Source organism: Isoptericola sp. F-RaC21, from assembly GCF_038593535.1.
Lineage (GTDB): Bacteria > Actinomycetota > Actinomycetes > Actinomycetales > Cellulomonadaceae > Isoptericola.
Genome location: NZ_JBCFYX010000002.1, coordinates 731,554 through 747,583, shown reverse-complemented (window position 1 = coordinate 747,583; position 16,030 = coordinate 731,554). Strand labels below are relative to the sequence as shown.

Sequence of the window (16,030 nt, the reverse complement as noted above, 5' to 3'; positions counted from 1 at the left end):
GCGCTGGTCTCACCCGGCACGACGCCGCGCGGGCGCCGGGGACCGGAGGACTCGCATGGGACGGCTCGTCTACTCGATGATCACCTCGCTCGACGGCTACGCGAAGGCGGCCGACGGCGACCTCGGCGCGGCGGCCGAGGACCCGGAGGTGCACACGTTCGTCAGCGACGTCTTCCGCGACGTCGGCACCTACCTCTACGGCCGGCGGATGTACGAGACGATGGTCTTCTGGGAGACCGCGGACGCCGACCCCGACCTGCCCGCGCACATCGCGCAGTACGCCCGCGAGTGGCAGGCGACCGACAAGATCGTGTACTCCACCACGCTCGAGTCGGTGTCCAGCGCCCGGACCCGGATCGAGCGCTCGTTCGACCCTGCGGCGGTCCGCCGGCTCAAGGCCGAGTCCGACCACGACCTCACCGTCGACGGGCCGAACCTCGCCGCGCAGGCCATCCGGGCCGGCCTGGTGGACGAGTACCACCTGTTCGTCACCACGAGCGTCGTGGGCGGCGGCACCCGGTTCTTCCCCGACGACGTGCGCCTCGATCTCGACCTGGTCGAGCAGCGCTCCTTCGCCAACGGGCTGATCTACGCGCGCTACCGGACGCGCTGAGCCGGTGACGCCCTCCGTGCGGCGTTCTCGCGCGGCAGCTGGGACGCGTAGATCGTCCGGTGCACGGGGACGTCGATGCCGGCCGCGTCGGCGTGCGCGACGACGGCCCCGCTCTGGTCCGCGAGCTCCGACGGCCGGCCCTCGGCGAGGTCGCGCTGCATCGAGGCGGTGGTGCCGGGAGCGAAGCCCGACTCGTACGAGCGCAGGAGGTCGGCGACGTCGGCCTCGCCGAGGCGGGCCCCCTCGGCGTTGCCCACGGCAAGGACCTCCCGCATCGCGGCCTCCACCAGGTCGCGCGTCGCGGGGGTGGAGCGGGTCTCGCCGACGGTCGCGCCCGCGAGCGCCCCGACGCCGCCGTACGAGGCGATGAGCGCGAGCTTCTTCCAGAGCGCGCTGGTGACGTCGTCGGTCCACCGGGCGCCGATCCCCGCGCCCTCGAGGGCGGCGAGCACGCGGCGGTCTGCGGCGTCGGGCTCGGTACGCTCCGCGGAGCCGACGGTGACGGTCGCCTCGCTGCCCACGACCTCGACCTCCGCAGGCCCCAGCCGACGCGCGATGACGACGACCGTCCCCGCCAGCACCGCCTCCGCCGGCACGTGCGCGGCCAGGCGGGCGGGCGCGTCGACGCCGTTCTGCGTGGTGAGCACCCGGGTGCCGTCGCCGACGGCCGGCGCGAGCTCGCGCGCGGCGTCGCCCACCTGCCACGACTTGGTCGCGACGACGACGAGGTCGATCGGCGCCTCGTGCGGTGCCCGGTCCGGCACGGCGTCGACGGCGCGGACGCCGGCCACGGCGGTGGCGACGCCGTCGCGCACGACGCGCAGGTCGCCGTCGCGCAGGGCGTCGACCGTGGCCGCGCGACCCTTGAGCGTCACGTCGTGGCCCGCCTGCGCGAGCCGGGCGGCGGCGTACAGCCCGATCCCGCCGGCACCCTGCACGAGCACGCGCAGCCGGTCGGGCGTCCGGTCGTTCTCCTGGTCGCCGTGCGGCATCGTCGCCCTTTCGTCGCTGTCACGGATGACAGGCAGGCTATGCGAGAGCGCGCCGGGCGCCGACCGCGTGTCAGGAGCCGAGGTCGAGCACCGGCCAGTCCGCCAGGTCGGCACGCATGCGTCGGTCGTGCGTGGCGACGACGACGGCGGCGGGGGTGGCGACCAGGGCGCGCGTCAGCTCGTCCACGAGGTCCACGGACAGGTGGTTGGTCGGCTCGTCGAGCAGCAGCAGGTGCGGCGCGTGCAGCAGCGCCCGCGCGAGCTCGAACCGGCGCCGCTGCCCGGCCGACAGCTCCGCGAGCGGCCGCTCGAGGTCCTCCTCGCTCAGCAGCCCCAGCGCCGCCACGGGCACGACGTGCTCCGGGTCCAGCTCGCCCCGCTCCAGCAGCCCCAGCGCCTCGGCCGCGTAGGCGTCGAAGCCCGTCTGCGCCGCCTTGCCCGCCGTCGCGCCCGCCGTCGCGCCCGCCGCGGGGCCGGACGCCGCCTCCTGGAGGACGACCCCCAGCCGCGCCCCGGGCGTGACCGACCGGGTGCCGCGGGACAGCGCCACCCGGCCCGCGAGCGCCGCGAGCAGCGTCGACTTGCCGGACCCGTTCGGCCCGACGACCAGCAGCCGGCCCGACGGCGGCACCGCGACACGCGTGCCGGGCAGGTCCACGCGGACCGCGCCCGCCCGGTCGCCGTCGTCCGCCACCACCCGCGGCGACCGGAGCTCGACGAGCGGGTCGCCGGGGTCCCAGCCCGGCGACATCGCGGGCAGGTCCGGGAACGTGAGCCGCGCGGGCGGCACCGGCACCTCGACGGCCTCGGCCTCGAGCTTCTCGATCAGCCGGTCGGCGGCCTTGACGTGGATGCGGGCGCGCGTGGCGCGGCGGTGCTTCTGCGAGCCCTTGGGCGGGCGCCACTCGTCGGACAGGCCCTCGTACGACGCGTCCAGCCGGTCGGCGAGCACGCGGGCGCGCTCCTGCTCCGCGCGGTACCGCTGCCGCCACCGGTGCAGCGCCTGGTTCTTGGCGAACCGGTACGCGAGGTAGCCCGGCTGCCCGTACAGCACCGGCTTGCCGTCCATCGACGGGTCCAGGTCGAGGATGGCGGTCGCGACGTCGTCGAGCAGCTCGCGGTCGTGCGTCACGACCACGATCCCGCCGCCCCAGGCGACCAGCTCGCCGGTGAGGAACTCGATCGCGGAGTCGTCGAGGTGGTTGGTGGGCTCGTCCAGGAGCAGCAGGTCGGCGCGCTCCGCGAGCCGGCACGCGAGTCGCACGCGGTACCGCTGGCCCACGGACAGGGTGTCGAGCCGGCGGTCGGGGTCGCGCACCGCGCCCAACCGGGTGAGCGCGACGTCGACCCGCCGGTCGGCGTCCCACGCCGCCAGGTGCTCGGCGCGGGCGAGCAGCCCGGACAGGCGTCGCAGGTCGCCCGTCTCGTGACCCCCACCCCGCACGCCTGCTCGCTTCGCTGCGCGGGCGTCCGGGGACCCCGGGGACTCGAACCCCGCGGCCTCCTTCTCGATCTCGGCGGCGAGCGCGCGCAGCCCGGCGAGCGTGCCGCGCACCAGGTCGCCCACCGTCTCCCCCGGCGTCGTCGTCAGCTCCTGCTCCACGAGCGCGACGGTCCCCTTGCGGCGGAGCTCGCCGCGGGACGGCGTGAGGTCGCCGGCCAGCAGGTGCAGCAGCGTCGACTTGCCGGAGCCGTTCTCGCCGACCACGCCCAGGCGTGTGCCGTCGGACACGCGGAGGCTCACCCCGTCGAGGACGGGGCGGCCGGGGTAGGCGAACGCGAGGTCCGTGGCGGTGAGCTGCACTCGTCGATCCTAGGAGTTCGGCGGCCCGGGAGCGGGCTCGTCTAGGGTGGCGACATGACTTCCCCTGCTTCCCCGGGCGCCGTGCTGCGCGCCGACGGCCGCACGCCCGACCAGCTCCGCCCCGTCACGATCACCCGCGGCTGGACCCAGAACGCCGAGGGCTCCGTGCTGGTGGAGTTCGGCAACACCCGCGTGCTGTGCACGGCGTCGTTCACCGAGGGCGTGCCGCGCTGGAAGAAGGGCTCCGGCGAGGGCTGGGTGACCGCGGAGTACGCGATGCTCCCCCGCGCCACCAACGAGCGCAGCCAGCGCGAGTCCGTCAAGGGCAAGATCGGCGGCCGCACCCACGAGATCTCGCGCCTCATCGGCCGCGCGCTGCGCGCCGTCGTCGACGTGACCGCGCTCGGCGAGAACACGATCGTCCTCGACTGCGACGTCCTGCAGGCCGACGGGGGCACACGCACCGCCGCGATCACCGGCGCGTACGTGGCGCTCGCCGACGCCGTCGCGTGGGGCACCCGCCACGGCCACGTCACGGGCGGCAAGCAGGTGCTCACCGACTCGGTCGCGGCGGTCAGCGTCGGCATCATCGACGGCACGCCGATGCTCGACCTGCCCTACGTCGAGGACGTGCGGGCCGAGACGGACATGAACGTCGTGACGACGGGCTCGGGCACGTTCGTCGAGGTGCAGGGCACCGCCGAGCACGCGCCGTTCGACCGCGCCGAGCTCGACGCCCTGCTCGACCTCGCCGTCGCCGGCACGGCCGAGCTCACCGAGACCCAGCGCGCCGCGCTGGCGCAGGAGCTGTGAGCGTGCCCGTCACGGTCCCGGCTGGTGCCCGCCTCGTGCTGGCCACGCACAACCGCAAGAAGCTGGTCGAGCTGCGCGCCATCCTGCGCGAGCAGCCGGGGCTGGACGCGCTGCCCGACGACGCCGTCGTGACGGCGGGCGACCTGGGCGCGCCGGAGCCGGTCGAGGACGGCGTGTCGTTCGTCGAGAACGCGCTGATCAAGGCGCGGGCACTGGCCACCGCCACGGGCCTGCCCGCCGTCGCGGACGACTCCGGCCTGAGCGTGGACGTCATGGGCGGCGCGCCCGGCATCTTCTCCGCCCGCTGGGCGGGGCGGCACGGCGACGACGAGGCGAACCTCGAGCTGCTGCTCGCCCAGCTGTCCGACGTGCGCGACGAGCACCGGGCCGCGGCGTTCGTGTGCGCCGCGGCGCTGGTCACCCCCGACGGCCGCGAGGAAGTGTGCCTCGGCGAGATGCCCGGCACGCTCGTGCGCGCGCCGCGCGGGGACAACGGCTTCGGCTACGACCCGATCCACGTGCCCGCCGAGCAGGAGCCGGACCCCGACGGCACGCCCGGCACGCGGACGTCCTCGGAGCTCGAGCCCGCGGAGAAGAACGCCATCAGCCACCGCGGCAAGGCGTTCCGCGCCCTCGCCCCCGCGATCGCCGAAGCCCTCTGACGTGCTGTGGGTGGGATTTTGGCCCTGATTCGGCGCGAATCGGGGCCAGAATCCCACCCACAACACGTCAGGACGAGGCGCGACGGCGGGCGGCGAGCGACGCGAGGGCGCGCCAACCCAGCATGGTCACGCCGAGGAAGACGGCGGTGACGATCGCGAACGACACCTCGACGCCGCCGATGCCCAGCACCGGCCGCAGCACGAGGCCCAGCACCACCGTGGCGAACCAGACCGCGACGCCGGTGGGCCACACCTGCGCGGGTGCGCGCCAGGCGCGCGTCGCCAGCCAGCCGACGGCGAGCCCGACGAGGGACGGCACGGCCACGAGGGCGACGTGACCGACACCCGCCGTCGCGTGGCTGAGCGTGCCCACGACCGTGAACACCAGCACGCACACGACGTCGCAGACGACGGCGGGCCACGCGGGCAGGTTCGCGGGCCGGGGCGTCGGGGCGGCCGACGAGGAAGGGGAGCTCACAGGCCCGAGGCTACCCGTCACAGCTCGTGCTCCCCGCCGGCGGTCGCCACCGCGACGGGGCCGTCGTACGCCGAGCGGGCCTCCTCGAGGGCGGTGTCGGGCGACGTCCAGACCGGCAGGTGCGTGAGGAGCAGGCTCCGCACCCCCGCGGCCGCGGCGGCCTCGCCCGCCCGCCGGCCGGTGAGGTGGATGCCGCGCTCGATGCCGGCGTCGCGCCCCTCCTGGAACGCCGCCTCGCACAGGAACAGGTCGGCGCCGCGCGCCCCCTCGACCAGCCCGTCGCACGCGTCGGTGTCGCCCGAGTAGACGAGCGTGGCCCGCTCCCCCGGCCGCACCGACGACGGTCCGGTCACGCGGATGCCGTACGCCTCGACCGGGTGGTACACCGCGAAGGGCTCCAGCTCGAACGGGCCCACGCGCACGGGCGTGCCGGGCTCCCAGCGGCGGACGTCGTACTCGCCCGCCATCGACTCGCCCGGGCCCAGGCCGTACATCGCCGCGGCCCGCTCCGTCGTGCCGGCGGGCCCGAGCACGGGCAGCCGTCGCTCGACGCCGGTGCGGACGCCGCCCCGCTCGGGGTGGTAGCGCAGGTACACGTACAGCCCGGACAGGTCCGCGCAGTGGTCGGGGTGCAGGTGGGACAGCGCGACGGCGTCCAGGTCGAGCGGGTCGACGTGCCGCTGCAGGGCACCCAGCGCCCCGTTGCCGAGGTCGAGCACCACGTTCCAGTCCCGCTCGCCGTCGTGCGCCTGCAGCAGGTAGGCGGACGCGGGCGACCCCGGCCCGGGGAACGACCCCGAGACCCCCACGGTGACGAGCCTCATGCGGCCTCCACCAGGGTCACCTCCGGCCCCAGGAACCGGCGCGCGAGCTGCTCGAACGGCTCGGGCGCCCCCGTGGCGAGGAAGCGGTGCACGGGCGGCGGCGCGTCGACGGAGCGCTCCAGGCCGTGCTCGACGAGGTTGCGGTAGACGTCCTTGGCCGTCTCCTCGGCGCTGGACACGAGGGTCACGTCCTCGCCCATCACGTACGAGACCGCGCCCGCCAGCAGCGGGTAGTGCGTGCACCCGAGGACGAGGGTGTCGACGCCGGCCGCCTTCACCGGGTCGAGGTAGCGGTGGGCCACCTCGAGCACCTCGGGGCCGGACGTCTGCCCGCGCTCCACGAGCGGCACGAAGTCCGGGCACGCCTGGGTGGTGATCTCCAGCCCCGGCGTGACGTGGAAGGCGTCGTCGTACGCGCGCGAGTCGATGGTGGTCTTCGTGCCGATGACGCCGATGCGCCCCGTCTTCGACGTGAGCACCGCGCGGCGGGCGGCGGGCCGGATCACCTCGACGACGGGGATGCCACGCCGCACGGTGTACCGCTCGCGGGCGTCCGGCAGCGCCACCGCGGTGGCCGAGTTGCAGGCGATGACCAGCATCTTCACGCCCTCGTCGACGAGCCGGTCCATCACCGCGAGCGCCATCGCGCGCACGGCGGCGAGCGGCTTCGGCCCGTACGGGCTGTTGGCCGTGTCCCCCAGGTAGAGCACCTGCTCGTGGGGCAGCTGGTCGAGGATGGAGCGCGCGACGGTCAGCCCGCCGACGCCGCTGTCGAAGATCCCGATGGGGGCGTCGTTCACGCGAGGCAGCCTAGTCGCGACGGACCGTCAGCACCCCGGAGAGTGAGCGGCGACACGGCGTGGCGCCCGCCACAGCAGCGCCCCGGCCTGCGACGACGCCCGCGCTAGCCGCCCGCGCGCCCCGCACGGAGGTCCGCGAGCATCTCGTCGACCAGCGACTCCTGGGCGAACCCGGCCGCGACGAACACGCCGCCCCAGTACCGCCGCTCCCGGCCGGTCAGCCCCACGCGCTCCCAACCGGCGTACTCGTCCGGAACGTCGTCGTCCTCGTCCTCGTCGTCCTCGTCGTCGGCCTCGAGCCCCGCGAGGACCTCGTCGTGCAGGGTCTCGACGTCCGCGTCGTCGACCAGCCCCAGCCGCTCCGCCAGGACCAGCCGGACGTCCGTCAGCGCGCCCGCGAACTCCTGCGCGGACTCGCGCGGCACGACGATCTCCGCGCCGTCCCGCGGGTCGTCCGGCAGCTCGTCCGGCGAGTCGATCGCCTCGGCGAACGCGACGAGCCGGGCCACCTTCCCGGCCGCGAGATCCGTCTGCGTCAGGTGCCGGAACTCGGCGGCGACGTCGGCGTCCTTGTCGTGCGCGTCGGGCAGCAGGCGCTGCACGGCCGGGTCCTGCGGCACGCGCGCCACGCCCGTGAACGCGACGCCGTCGCCGACCTCGATGCCGGGCTCCAGGCCGGACTCGGCCTGCACCAGCTCGGCGACGTCGCGCGCGACGCGGCCGAGCACCTCCCGCTCGACGTCGTCCCACCGCGCGACGTAGCCCGCCGGGGCCGACCGGAACGGCGTCATGCCGCGCCACCCTCCGACGCGCCCGACTGCCGCAGCGTGGCCCACAGCCCGAACCCGTGCATCGCCTGCACGTCCACCTCCATGCGCTCGCGCGGTCCCGACGACACGACGGCGCGCCCGTCGTGGTGCACCTGCATCATCAGCTTCTGAGCCTTCGCGGGCGGGTACCCGAAGTAGCTCTCGAAGACGTAGCTCACGTACGACATGAGGTTCACGGGGTCGTTCCACACGATCGTCACCCACGGGTCCGCGACGGCCGTCGTGGCGTCCGCCTGCGTCTCGCGCTCCACCTCGGTCGCCGCGGACACCGCGGCGGAGATCGTCGTCGTCTGCCCGTTCACCCGCCCAGCGTAGGCACAGCCGACGGGCGGTCGTCGACCGTCCGCCTGGCGGGCTTCACCCTGCCGGACCAGCGCGTGCGCCCTACCGTGTCCCCATGACCGACGAGCCCCGGGGCGGCGCCGCCCCGTCGCTGCACCCCGTCCCGGCTGCCCCGCTCCCGTCCGTCCGTCCGTCGGTCGCCCTGCTGACCGACCGGTACGAACTGACGATGCTGCAGGCGGCGCTCGCCGACGGCACGGCGCACCGGCACTGCGTCTTCGAGGTGTTCACGCGACGACTGCCGGCAGGACGGCGCTACGGGGTCCTCGCGGGCACGGGCCGCATCCTCGAGGCGCTCGCGCACTTCCGCTTCGGCGACGCCGAGCTGGCGTACCTGGAACGCGCCGGCGTCGTGGACGACCGGACCCTCGACTTCCTACGGGGCTACCGCTTCACCGGCACGATCCAGGGGTACGCGGAGGGCGAGATCTTCTTCCCCGGCTCGCCGGTGCTGCAGGTCGAGGGCACCTTCGCCGAGGCCGTGCTGCTCGAGACGCTGATCCTGTCGATCCTCAACTACGACTCCGCGATCGCCTCCGCGGCGTCCCGGATGACGAGCGCCGCCGTGGACCGCCCCGTGCTCGAGATGGGCTCGCGGCGGGCGCACGAGCAGGCCGCCGTCGCGGCCGCGCGCGCCGCCGTCGTCGGCGGTTTCGCGGGCACGTCGAACCTCGAGGCCGGCATGCGGTACGGGGTCGACACGATCGGCACGGCCGCGCACGCGTTCACGCTGCTGCACGACGACGAGCGCTCGGCGTTCGACTCCCAGGTCGCGTCGCTCGGGACCGGGACCACGCTGCTGGTCGACACGTACGACGTGCGGCGCGGCGTCGAGAACGCGATCGCCGCGGCCGGCACGTCGCTCGGCGCGGTCCGCCTCGACTCGGGCGACCTGGGCGTGCTCGCGGTCGAGGTCCGGCGCCAGCTCGACGAGCTGGGCGCCACGGACACGAAGATCGTCGTGACGTCCGACCTCGACGAGCACGCGATCGCCGGGCTCGCGGCGATGCCCGTGGACGTCTACGGCGTGGGCACGTCCCTCGTCACCGGGTCGGGCGCGCCCACCTGCGGCATGGTCTACAAGCTCGTCGCCCGCGCCGACCCGTCCGGCGTGCTGCAGCCGGTCGCGAAGGCCTCCGCGCACAAGACCAGCCAGGGCGGGCGCAAGGGCGCCGCCCGCCGCTACGGCCCCGACGGCCGCGCCGTCGAGGAGGTCCTCGTCACCGGCCCCGACGACCTGGTCGTGGCCTGGTCCCCCGAGGACGGCGACGGCCGGTCCGACACGGACGCCGACGGCGAGCGCCCGGACCTGCGCGGCCTGCTCGTCCCGCTGGTCGTGGACGGTGCCGTCGACTCCCGCTGGGTGGGCGCCTACGGCGTGCAGAACGCGGCCCGGCACCACCTGCAGGCCCGCGCGGAGCTGCCCCGCGGCGGTCGACGGCTCTCCGCCGGCGATCCCGCGATCCCCACGGTGGACCTCGTCCTGCGCTGACGGGCCCAGCCGGGACGGGTGACGGTGTCGGTGGCCCGTGCCACGGTCGCCGTATGGGACACGTCATCCCCGGGTTCGAGACGCGCACGACGACCGTGGGCGGGCGCCGCACCGTCGCCGACGTCGGGGGCGACGGCCCGCCCGTCCTGCTGCTGCACGGCTTCCCGCAGACCCGGCAGGCGTGGCGCTCCGTGGCCCCACGGCTGGCGGAGCGGTTCGCCGTGGTCTGCCCGGACCTGCCCGGCTACGGCGAGAGCGAGCGCCTCGGCGACGGGCCGGCAGGGTTCGACAAGTCGCTGGTCGCCGGCCACCTGGTCGCGGTCATGCGTGCGCTCGGGCACCACCGCTTCGCGGCGGTGGGCCACGACCGCGGTGCCCTGGTCGCGTTCCGGGCGGCCCTGGACCACCCCGAGGTCGTGACCCGGCTCGGGGTGCTGGACGTGATCCCGACCGTCGACAACTGGGCCGCGCTGCACGGGACCGCCGGAGTGTTCGCCTTCCACCTGTACCTGCTGGCCCAGCCGACCGACCTCCCGGAACGGCTCGTCGGCGCCGACCCCGACGCCTTCTTCGGCCACTTCCTCGACACCTGGGTCAAGGAGCCCGACGCGATCCCCGCGGACGTACGGAGCGCCTACCTGGCCGCGGCCCGCCGGCCCGAGGCGATCCACGCCGTCTGCGACGACTACCGGGCCAGCGCCTTCATCGACACCGGCCGGGACGAGGCCGACCGCCAGGCCGGACGGACGCTGGCCATGCCGGTGCTCGCCGCGTGGCAGGACCCCGGGGACGCCGTCCTGCCGTTCGATCCCCGGGAGGTCTGGTCGTCATGGGCTCCCGACCTGCGCACGCGGATGCTGCCGTGCGGTCACTTCCTCCCGGAGGAGCGGCCCGCCGAGGTCGCCGACGCCGTGGCCGACCTCGTCGGGGCCTGAGCCGCCCGGCGCCGCTACCGCTTGCCGACGAACCAGCCCCGCACCATCTCGACGCGCGCGGCGAGCTGGTCCGCGGTGGCCAGCGGCACCTCGGGGCCGCCGCAGCGGCGGCGCAGCTCGTTGTGCACGGAGCCGTGCGGCGTGCTGCTCTTGCGGGCCCACGCCGACACCAGCTTGGACAGCTCCTTGCGCAGGTCGGCCGCCCGGCGGTGCTCTGCCTCCGACTGCTCGAGCGCGGCCTCGGACGCCGTGGGGCGCCCCCGCCCGCGGACCTGCTCGGCCTGCCGCTGGCGCAACAGCGTGGTCACCTGGTCCGCCTCGAGCAGGCCCGGCAGGCCGAGGAAGTCCAGCTCCTCCGCCGAACCGACGTCCGCGCCGGTGCCGAACTCGCCGCCGTCGAACAGCACACGGTCGAACGAGGCCTGCGCCTCGAGCGCCTCGAAGGAGCCGAGGAGCTCCCCGGACGCCTTCTCCTCCTTGTTCGCCGCTGCGAGGAGCGCCGCCTCGGGGTCGTACTCGATCCCCTGCTCCTCGGCCGTCTTCGGCCGGTCGAGCGCGTGGTCGCGCTCGAGCTCCATGCCGTTGGCCAGCTCGAGCAGCAGCGGCACGCTCGGCAGGAAGACCGACGCCGTCTCGCCGCGCTTGCGGGCACGCACGAACCGGCCGACCGCCTGCGCGAAGAACAGCGGCGTGGAGGTGCTGGTGGCGTACACGCCGACGGCGAGCCGCGGCACGTCCACGCCCTCGGACACCATGCGGACCGCGACCATCCACCGCGAGTCGCCCTGGGCGAACTCGTCGATGCGGGCGCTCGCCCCGTCGTCGTCGGACAGCACGACGGTCGGGCTCTGACCGGTCAGCCGGGCCAGGTGGCCGGCGTAGGCGCGGGCGTCGGTCTGGTCGGACGCGATGACCAGCCCGCCGGCGTCCGGCACGGTGCGGCGCACCTCGGTGAGCCGCTTGTCCGCCCCGGCGAGCACCGACGGGATCCACTCGCCGTTCGGGTCCAGCGCCGTGCGCCACGCCTGCGCGTGCATGTCCTTGGTCATCGCCTCGCCGAGCCGGGCGCTGACCTCGTCGCCGGCCTTGGTGCGCCAGCGCATGTTCCCGGAGTAGGTCATGAACAGCACGGGTCGCACGACGTGGTCGCGCAGCGCGTCGCCGTAGCCGTACGTGTAGTCCGCCTTGGACCGGCGGATGCCCTCGCGGTCCTCCTCGTACGTGACGAACGGGATCGGGGCCGTGTCCGACCGGAACGGCGTGCCCGTGAGGGCGAGGCGCCGGGAGGCGTCCTCGAACGCCTCGCGGACGGCGTCGCCCCAGCTCAGGGCGTCGCCGCCGTGGTGCACCTCGTCGAGGATGACGAGCGTCCGCGCGGCCTCCGTGCGGGCGCGGTGCAGCGCCGGCTTGGCCGCGACCTGGGCGTACGTGAGGGCGACCCCGTCGTAGTGCGAGCCGTGCCGGCCCTGGCTGTTCTTGAACGACGGGTCGATCCGGATGCCGACGCGCGCGGCCGCGTCCGCCCACTGGTGCTTGAGGTGCTCGGTGGGCGCGACGACGGTCACGCGCCGCACGATCCCCGCCTCGAGCAGCTCGGTGGCCACGCGCAGCGCGAACGTCGTCTTGCCGGCGCCCGGCGTGGCGACGGCGAGGAAGTCCCGCGGGTCGCGCCGCCGGTACAGCTCCAGCGCCTCGGCCTGCCAGGCGCGCAGGTTGGACGCGGTGCCCCACGGGGCGCGGCGCGGGAACGCCGGGCTGAGGTGCGACGCCGCCGTCGACGACGGCGACTGCGGCAGCGGCTTGGCCGGCTCCGCCGCGGCGGCGAAGAGGTCAGGGGTGGACTCGGGCTCGGGAAGCGGCTGCGCGCTCACTTGCCGGAGTCGCCCTCGCCGCCCTCGCCGTCCTGCGGGTCGCGCAGGCCGTCGTAGATCTCCTTGCAGATCGGGCACACGGGGAACTTCGACGGGTCGCGGCCCGGCACCCACACCTTGCCGCAGAGCGCGATCACGGGCTTGCCCGACAGGGCGGACTCCATGATCTTCTCCTTGCGCACGTAGTGCGCGAAGCGCTCGTGGTCGCCCGGCTCCGCGGCCTGCTCGCGGGTGTCGGGGCGCTCCAGCACGCTGGTGCCGGCCCCGGTGTCCTGCGAGGGGTCGGCGGGCGGGGTGGAGAGGGGATCGCTCATGCCCGGCAGTCTACGACGGACCCCCTGACGTACCGCGGCCCCGCCGACCCCCGTGCCGCGGATCCGGGCAGGGATCACAGACCCTGCCAGTCCGGCTTGGAGGCGAACGTCTGGCGGTAGTAGTCGCCGAGCTGCAGCCGGGAGGCCGCCGCGTCGTCGACCAGCACCGTCGCGTGCGGGTGCAGCTGCATCACGGTGCCCGGCCACATCGCGGAGATCGGCCCCTCGACCAGCTGGTGCACCGCCTCGGCCTTCTGCCGGCCCGTGGCCAGCAGCACCAGGTGGCGCGCCTGCATGATCGTGCCCAGCCCCTGCGTGAGGCAGTGCGTGGGCACCTGCTCCACGTCGTCGTCGAAGAACCGCGCGTTGTCCACCCGGGTCTGGGCGGTCAGCGTCTTGATCCGCGTCCGCGACGCGAGCGACGAGCCCGGCTCGTTGAACGCGATGTGCCCGTCCGTGCCGATCCCCAGGATCTGCAGGTCCACGCCGCCCGCGTCCGTGATCGCCTGCTCGTAGGCCGCGCACGCCGCCGGGATGTCCTCGGCCAGGCCGTCCGGGCCGTGCACCTGGTCGGCGGGCCACCCGACGCGCGAGGCGATCTCCGTCTCGATCACGTTCCGGTACCGCTGCGGGTGCCCCGCGTCCAGGCCCACGTACTCGTCCAGCATGAAGCCGCGGGCCCGGGCGAACGACAGCCCCTCCTCGCGGTGGCGGCGGGCGAGCTCGTCGTACACCTTCAACGGGCTCGACCCCGTCGCCAGCCCCAGCACCGTGGCCGGGTTGCGGCGCAGCAGCGCCTCGATCGCGTCGGCCGCGAGCACGGCCAGCTCCTCGGCGGGGGCGATCACGACTTCCATGCGGGGCTCCAGTCTCTCGGTTCCGGGATCACATCATCCCGTCGTCGTGGGGTGGTGCGGGTCGGGTCAGTCCTCGGGCGCGGCCGGCGCGTTGAGCATCGGGGTGAGGCGCGCGTCGAACTCCTTCGCGAGGGTCGCGACGTCGCCGCCGTCGGCGATGCGGCCGAACAGGTCCTCGTACACCCCGGCGTCCTCGATCGAGGCCCAGCCGGGCGCCGGGGGCGTGAGCTTCGACGCGGCGGCCGTGCGCACCATGAGCCGGCCGAACCTGTCGCCCTTCATGAGCTCCTGGGCGTCCGCGTTCGCCGGCCCGAGCCCGGCCGCGGCGAGCTTCTCCTGGTACTCGTCGGAGAAGACGACGCGCAGCACGTCCTCGGCCAGGTCCGGGCTCGGCGAGGTGGCTGAGACCGCGATGTTCGAGCCGCCGGCGAAGACGGGGGCCAGGCCGCCGTCCACCCCCGGCAGGGCGAAGATGCCGAACGTGTCGGCGTCCTTCATCCCGTCGCGCACCAGCTCGCCCTCCTCGTTGCGCACGAGGTGGCCGATCGACCACCTGGCCCACGCGGGCGCCATGATCGTGGCGGCGGCGGGCGGTGCCTCCTCGACGCCGTCGTTGAGGAAGTCCCAGTACTCGACGTCCTTCTCCGTGGACGGCAGGTAGGACGCGTGCTCGTAGACGTCCTGCCACATCTCGAGGCCCTCGACGGTCCTCGGGTCGGCCAGGGTCGAGACCCAGCGCTCGCCCTCCTTGACGGCGAGCTCGCCTCCGGCGGCGAACACCCAGGAGATGCCGTTGCGCCAGTCCTGGCCGCCCATCGCGAAGCCGGCGTGGTCGTCGTCGGTGAGCGCCCGGACCGACTCGCCGAACTCGGCCAGCGTCGCCGGCTTCTCGAGCCCGGCGGCCTCCCACAGGTCCTTGCGGTAGAAGACGTACCGCGAGCCGAAGTAGTACGGCAGCGCGTAGCGGCGGCCGTCGACCGACCCCGCCTCGACGAACGACGGCAGCAGCTTCTCGCCGCCCAGCTCCTCGTACAGCTCCGGCGAGATCTCGCGGAACGCGCCCGTGGTGGTGAACGTCGGGGACTGCGTGTTGCCGATCTCGACGACGTCCGGCGTGGTGGCCGGGTCCTTCAGGGCCTCGGTGAGGTCCGCGACGAGGTCGCCCCACTCCTGCTGCTCGATCGTGAGGGTAGCGCCCGGGTGCTCGTTCTCGAACGTCGTCACGAGGTACTCGCGGAGCTCGGGCGTGGTGTCCTCGCCGACCAGCCACATCGTGAGGTCCTTGTCCGGCGCCGCGGTCTCCGCCCCGGTGCCCAGCGCGGAGCAGCCGGCCAGCACGACCGAGAGCAGACCCGCGGTCACCACGCCGGCGAGGGCGCCGGACCGCCGCAGCGTCACGACGCCACCCCGTTCAGCGGGGCGCGGCCGGCGACGGACCGGCCCACGACGGCGGCGCCGACGGCGCCCACGGGCACGCGGCCCGGCGCGAGCCGGACGCGGTCGGCCAGGTGCAGCGAGCCGAGGAAGCCGGAGTCCCGCGACTCGCGCACCAGCGCGGCGCGCACGGCGTCGAGCAGCGGCTCGCCGAGCTGGGCGACGCCGCCGCCCAGCACGACGTGCTGCACGTCGACCGTGAGGACCAGCATGCGCACGGCCGCGGCGACGGCCGACGCGTAGACGTCGCGCGCCTCCAGCGCGGCCGGGACGCCGCGCTCCGCCGCCTCGAACAGCTCCACCGGCGCGGGGCGGCCGGAGCTCGTGGGCCACAGCCGGGCGACGGCGGTGCCCGACGCGTACAGCTCGAGGCAGCCGCGCTGCCCGCAGGGGCACACGGGGCCCGCCGGGTCGACCGGCACGTGCCCGATCTCGCCCGCCGCGCCACCGAAGCCGCGCCGCAGCTCGCCGTCGAGCACGAGGCCCGCCGCGAGCCCGGTGCCGAGCGCGAGGAACGCGAGGTCGACCCGCGCGCGGGAGGTGCCCGCCGCCGCGGCCTCCAGGTGCGCGGCGCCCAGCGCCGCCACGTTGAGGTCGTTCTCCAGGCCCACGGGGAGGCCGCCGAGCTCGTCGCCCAGCAGCCGCGCGAGCGCCAGCGGAGCGGCGTCGACGCCCACGTTCACCGCGTGCCGGACCGTCCCGGCGGCCGGGTCGACCAGGCCCGGCATGCCCACGCCGACGCCCGCGACGTCGGTGACGTGGACCCCGGCCTGCCGGGCGACTCCGCGCACCGCGCGGGCCGCGCCCGCGACCACGCCGGCCGGGCCGCGCTCCGTGGCCAGCCGCGCCTGCGCCACGACGGCGCCGGCGGGGTCGAGCAGGACGGCGAGGGTCTTGGTCCCGCCGATGTCGAGCCCGACCGTGGGGCCCGTCGGCCCGGTGGGGTTCAGGGGGGTGGCGCCGTCCACG

At 75.2% G+C, this 16,030-nt stretch carries 17 protein-coding genes; 5 read left to right on the top strand and 12 right to left on the bottom strand.

All coding sequences use genetic code 11. The features are described 5' to 3' along the window. Window positions 1–55 precede the first annotated feature (55 nt). The gene (locus AAG589_RS08865) at window positions 56–613 is read left to right on the top strand and encodes a dihydrofolate reductase family protein (protein WP_430566874.1); all 558 of its coding nucleotides are present in this window, start codon (window positions 56–58) and stop codon (window positions 611–613) included. On the opposite strand, the gene AAG589_RS08860 is transcribed toward AAG589_RS08865, so the two are convergent. Further along, window positions 598–1,605: a ketopantoate reductase family protein gene (locus AAG589_RS08860; RefSeq protein WP_430566873.1), complete on the bottom strand. Its 1,008-nt coding sequence runs from the start codon at window positions 1,603–1,605 to the stop codon at window positions 598–600. The genes AAG589_RS08865 and AAG589_RS08860 overlap by 16 nt on opposite strands. A 70-nt stretch (window positions 1,606–1,675) precedes the next feature. Further along, the gene (locus tag AAG589_RS08855; RefSeq protein ID WP_430566872.1) at window positions 1,676–3,409 is read right to left on the bottom strand and encodes an ATP-binding cassette domain-containing protein; all 1,734 of its coding nucleotides are present in this window, start codon (window positions 3,407–3,409) and stop codon (window positions 1,676–1,678) included. Window positions 3,410–3,463: 54 nt separating this feature from the next. Here AAG589_RS08855 and rph point away from each other — a divergent pair, with 54 nt between their 5' ends. Beyond that, window positions 3,464–4,222 (top strand): ribonuclease PH, encoded by a 759-nt coding sequence (rph, locus tag AAG589_RS08850; RefSeq protein WP_430566871.1) that lies wholly within the window; start codon window positions 3,464–3,466, stop codon window positions 4,220–4,222. After that, window positions 4,219–4,884, top strand: a complete 666-nt coding sequence (gene rdgB, locus AAG589_RS08845) for an RdgB/HAM1 family non-canonical purine NTP pyrophosphatase (RefSeq protein WP_430566870.1) — start codon at window positions 4,219–4,221, stop codon at window positions 4,882–4,884. The genes rph and rdgB overlap by 4 nt, the downstream gene beginning before the upstream one ends. Before the next feature lie 67 nt (window positions 4,885–4,951). On the opposite strand, the gene AAG589_RS08840 is transcribed toward rdgB, so the two are convergent. From AAG589_RS08840 to clpS, 5 genes are all read right to left on the bottom strand, one after another. Further along, window positions 4,952–5,362: a DUF3054 domain-containing protein gene (locus tag AAG589_RS08840; RefSeq protein WP_430566869.1), complete on the bottom strand. Its 411-nt coding sequence runs from the start codon at window positions 5,360–5,362 to the stop codon at window positions 4,952–4,954. A gap of 17 nt (window positions 5,363–5,379) precedes the next feature. Continuing rightward, window positions 5,380–6,186: an MBL fold metallo-hydrolase gene (locus AAG589_RS08835; RefSeq protein ID WP_430566868.1), complete on the bottom strand. Its 807-nt coding sequence runs from the start codon at window positions 6,184–6,186 to the stop codon at window positions 5,380–5,382. Continuing rightward, complete coding sequence (gene murI, locus AAG589_RS08830) at window positions 6,183–6,986, bottom strand: glutamate racemase (protein WP_430566867.1); 804 nt, start codon at window positions 6,984–6,986, stop codon at window positions 6,183–6,185. The genes AAG589_RS08835 and murI overlap by 4 nt, the downstream gene beginning before the upstream one ends. A gap of 104 nt (window positions 6,987–7,090) precedes the next feature. After that, a complete protein-coding gene (locus AAG589_RS08825) occupies window positions 7,091–7,777 on the bottom strand; it encodes a DUF2017 family protein (RefSeq protein WP_430566866.1) in 687 nt (228 codons plus the stop codon). Further along, the gene (gene clpS, locus AAG589_RS08820; RefSeq protein WP_430567178.1) at window positions 7,774–8,067 is read right to left on the bottom strand and encodes an ATP-dependent Clp protease adapter ClpS; all 294 of its coding nucleotides are present in this window, start codon (window positions 8,065–8,067) and stop codon (window positions 7,774–7,776) included. The genes AAG589_RS08825 and clpS overlap by 4 nt, the downstream gene beginning before the upstream one ends. Before the next feature lie 146 nt (window positions 8,068–8,213). On the opposite strand from clpS, the gene AAG589_RS08815 reads away from it, so the two are divergent. Beyond that, on the top strand, window positions 8,214–9,650 hold the full coding sequence (locus AAG589_RS08815; protein WP_430566865.1) for a nicotinate phosphoribosyltransferase: 1,437 nt from the start codon (window positions 8,214–8,216) through the stop codon (window positions 9,648–9,650). A 53-nt stretch (window positions 9,651–9,703) separates the two neighbouring features. Beyond that, window positions 9,704–10,585, top strand: a complete 882-nt coding sequence (locus AAG589_RS08810; protein WP_430566864.1) for an alpha/beta fold hydrolase — start codon at window positions 9,704–9,706, stop codon at window positions 10,583–10,585. A 14-nt stretch (window positions 10,586–10,599) separates the two neighbouring features. Here AAG589_RS08810 and AAG589_RS08805 read toward each other — a convergent pair whose 3' ends face one another. The 5 genes from AAG589_RS08805 to AAG589_RS08785 all read right to left on the bottom strand — a co-directional run bounded on the left by AAG589_RS08805 (window position 10,600) and on the right by AAG589_RS08785 (window position 16,029). Continuing rightward, window positions 10,600–12,381 (bottom strand): DEAD/DEAH box helicase, encoded by a 1,782-nt coding sequence (locus AAG589_RS08805; protein WP_446719717.1) that lies wholly within the window; start codon window positions 12,379–12,381, stop codon window positions 10,600–10,602. 71 nt (window positions 12,382–12,452) lie between these two features. Beyond that, complete coding sequence (locus AAG589_RS08800; protein ID WP_430566862.1) at window positions 12,453–12,770, bottom strand: DUF3039 domain-containing protein; 318 nt, start codon at window positions 12,768–12,770, stop codon at window positions 12,453–12,455. Between the two features lie 74 nt (window positions 12,771–12,844). After that, on the bottom strand, window positions 12,845–13,627 hold the full coding sequence (gene nagB, locus AAG589_RS08795) for a glucosamine-6-phosphate deaminase (protein WP_430566861.1): 783 nt from the start codon (window positions 13,625–13,627) through the stop codon (window positions 12,845–12,847). 66 nt (window positions 13,628–13,693) lie between these two features. After that, a complete protein-coding gene (locus AAG589_RS08790; RefSeq protein WP_430566860.1) occupies window positions 13,694–15,025 on the bottom strand; it encodes an extracellular solute-binding protein in 1,332 nt (443 codons plus the stop codon). Beyond that, window positions 15,022–16,029, bottom strand: a complete 1,008-nt coding sequence (locus tag AAG589_RS08785; protein WP_430566859.1) for an ROK family protein — start codon at window positions 16,027–16,029, stop codon at window positions 15,022–15,024. Before AAG589_RS08785 ends, AAG589_RS08790 begins: the two co-directional genes overlap by 4 nt. Window position 16,030 lies beyond the last annotated feature (1 nt).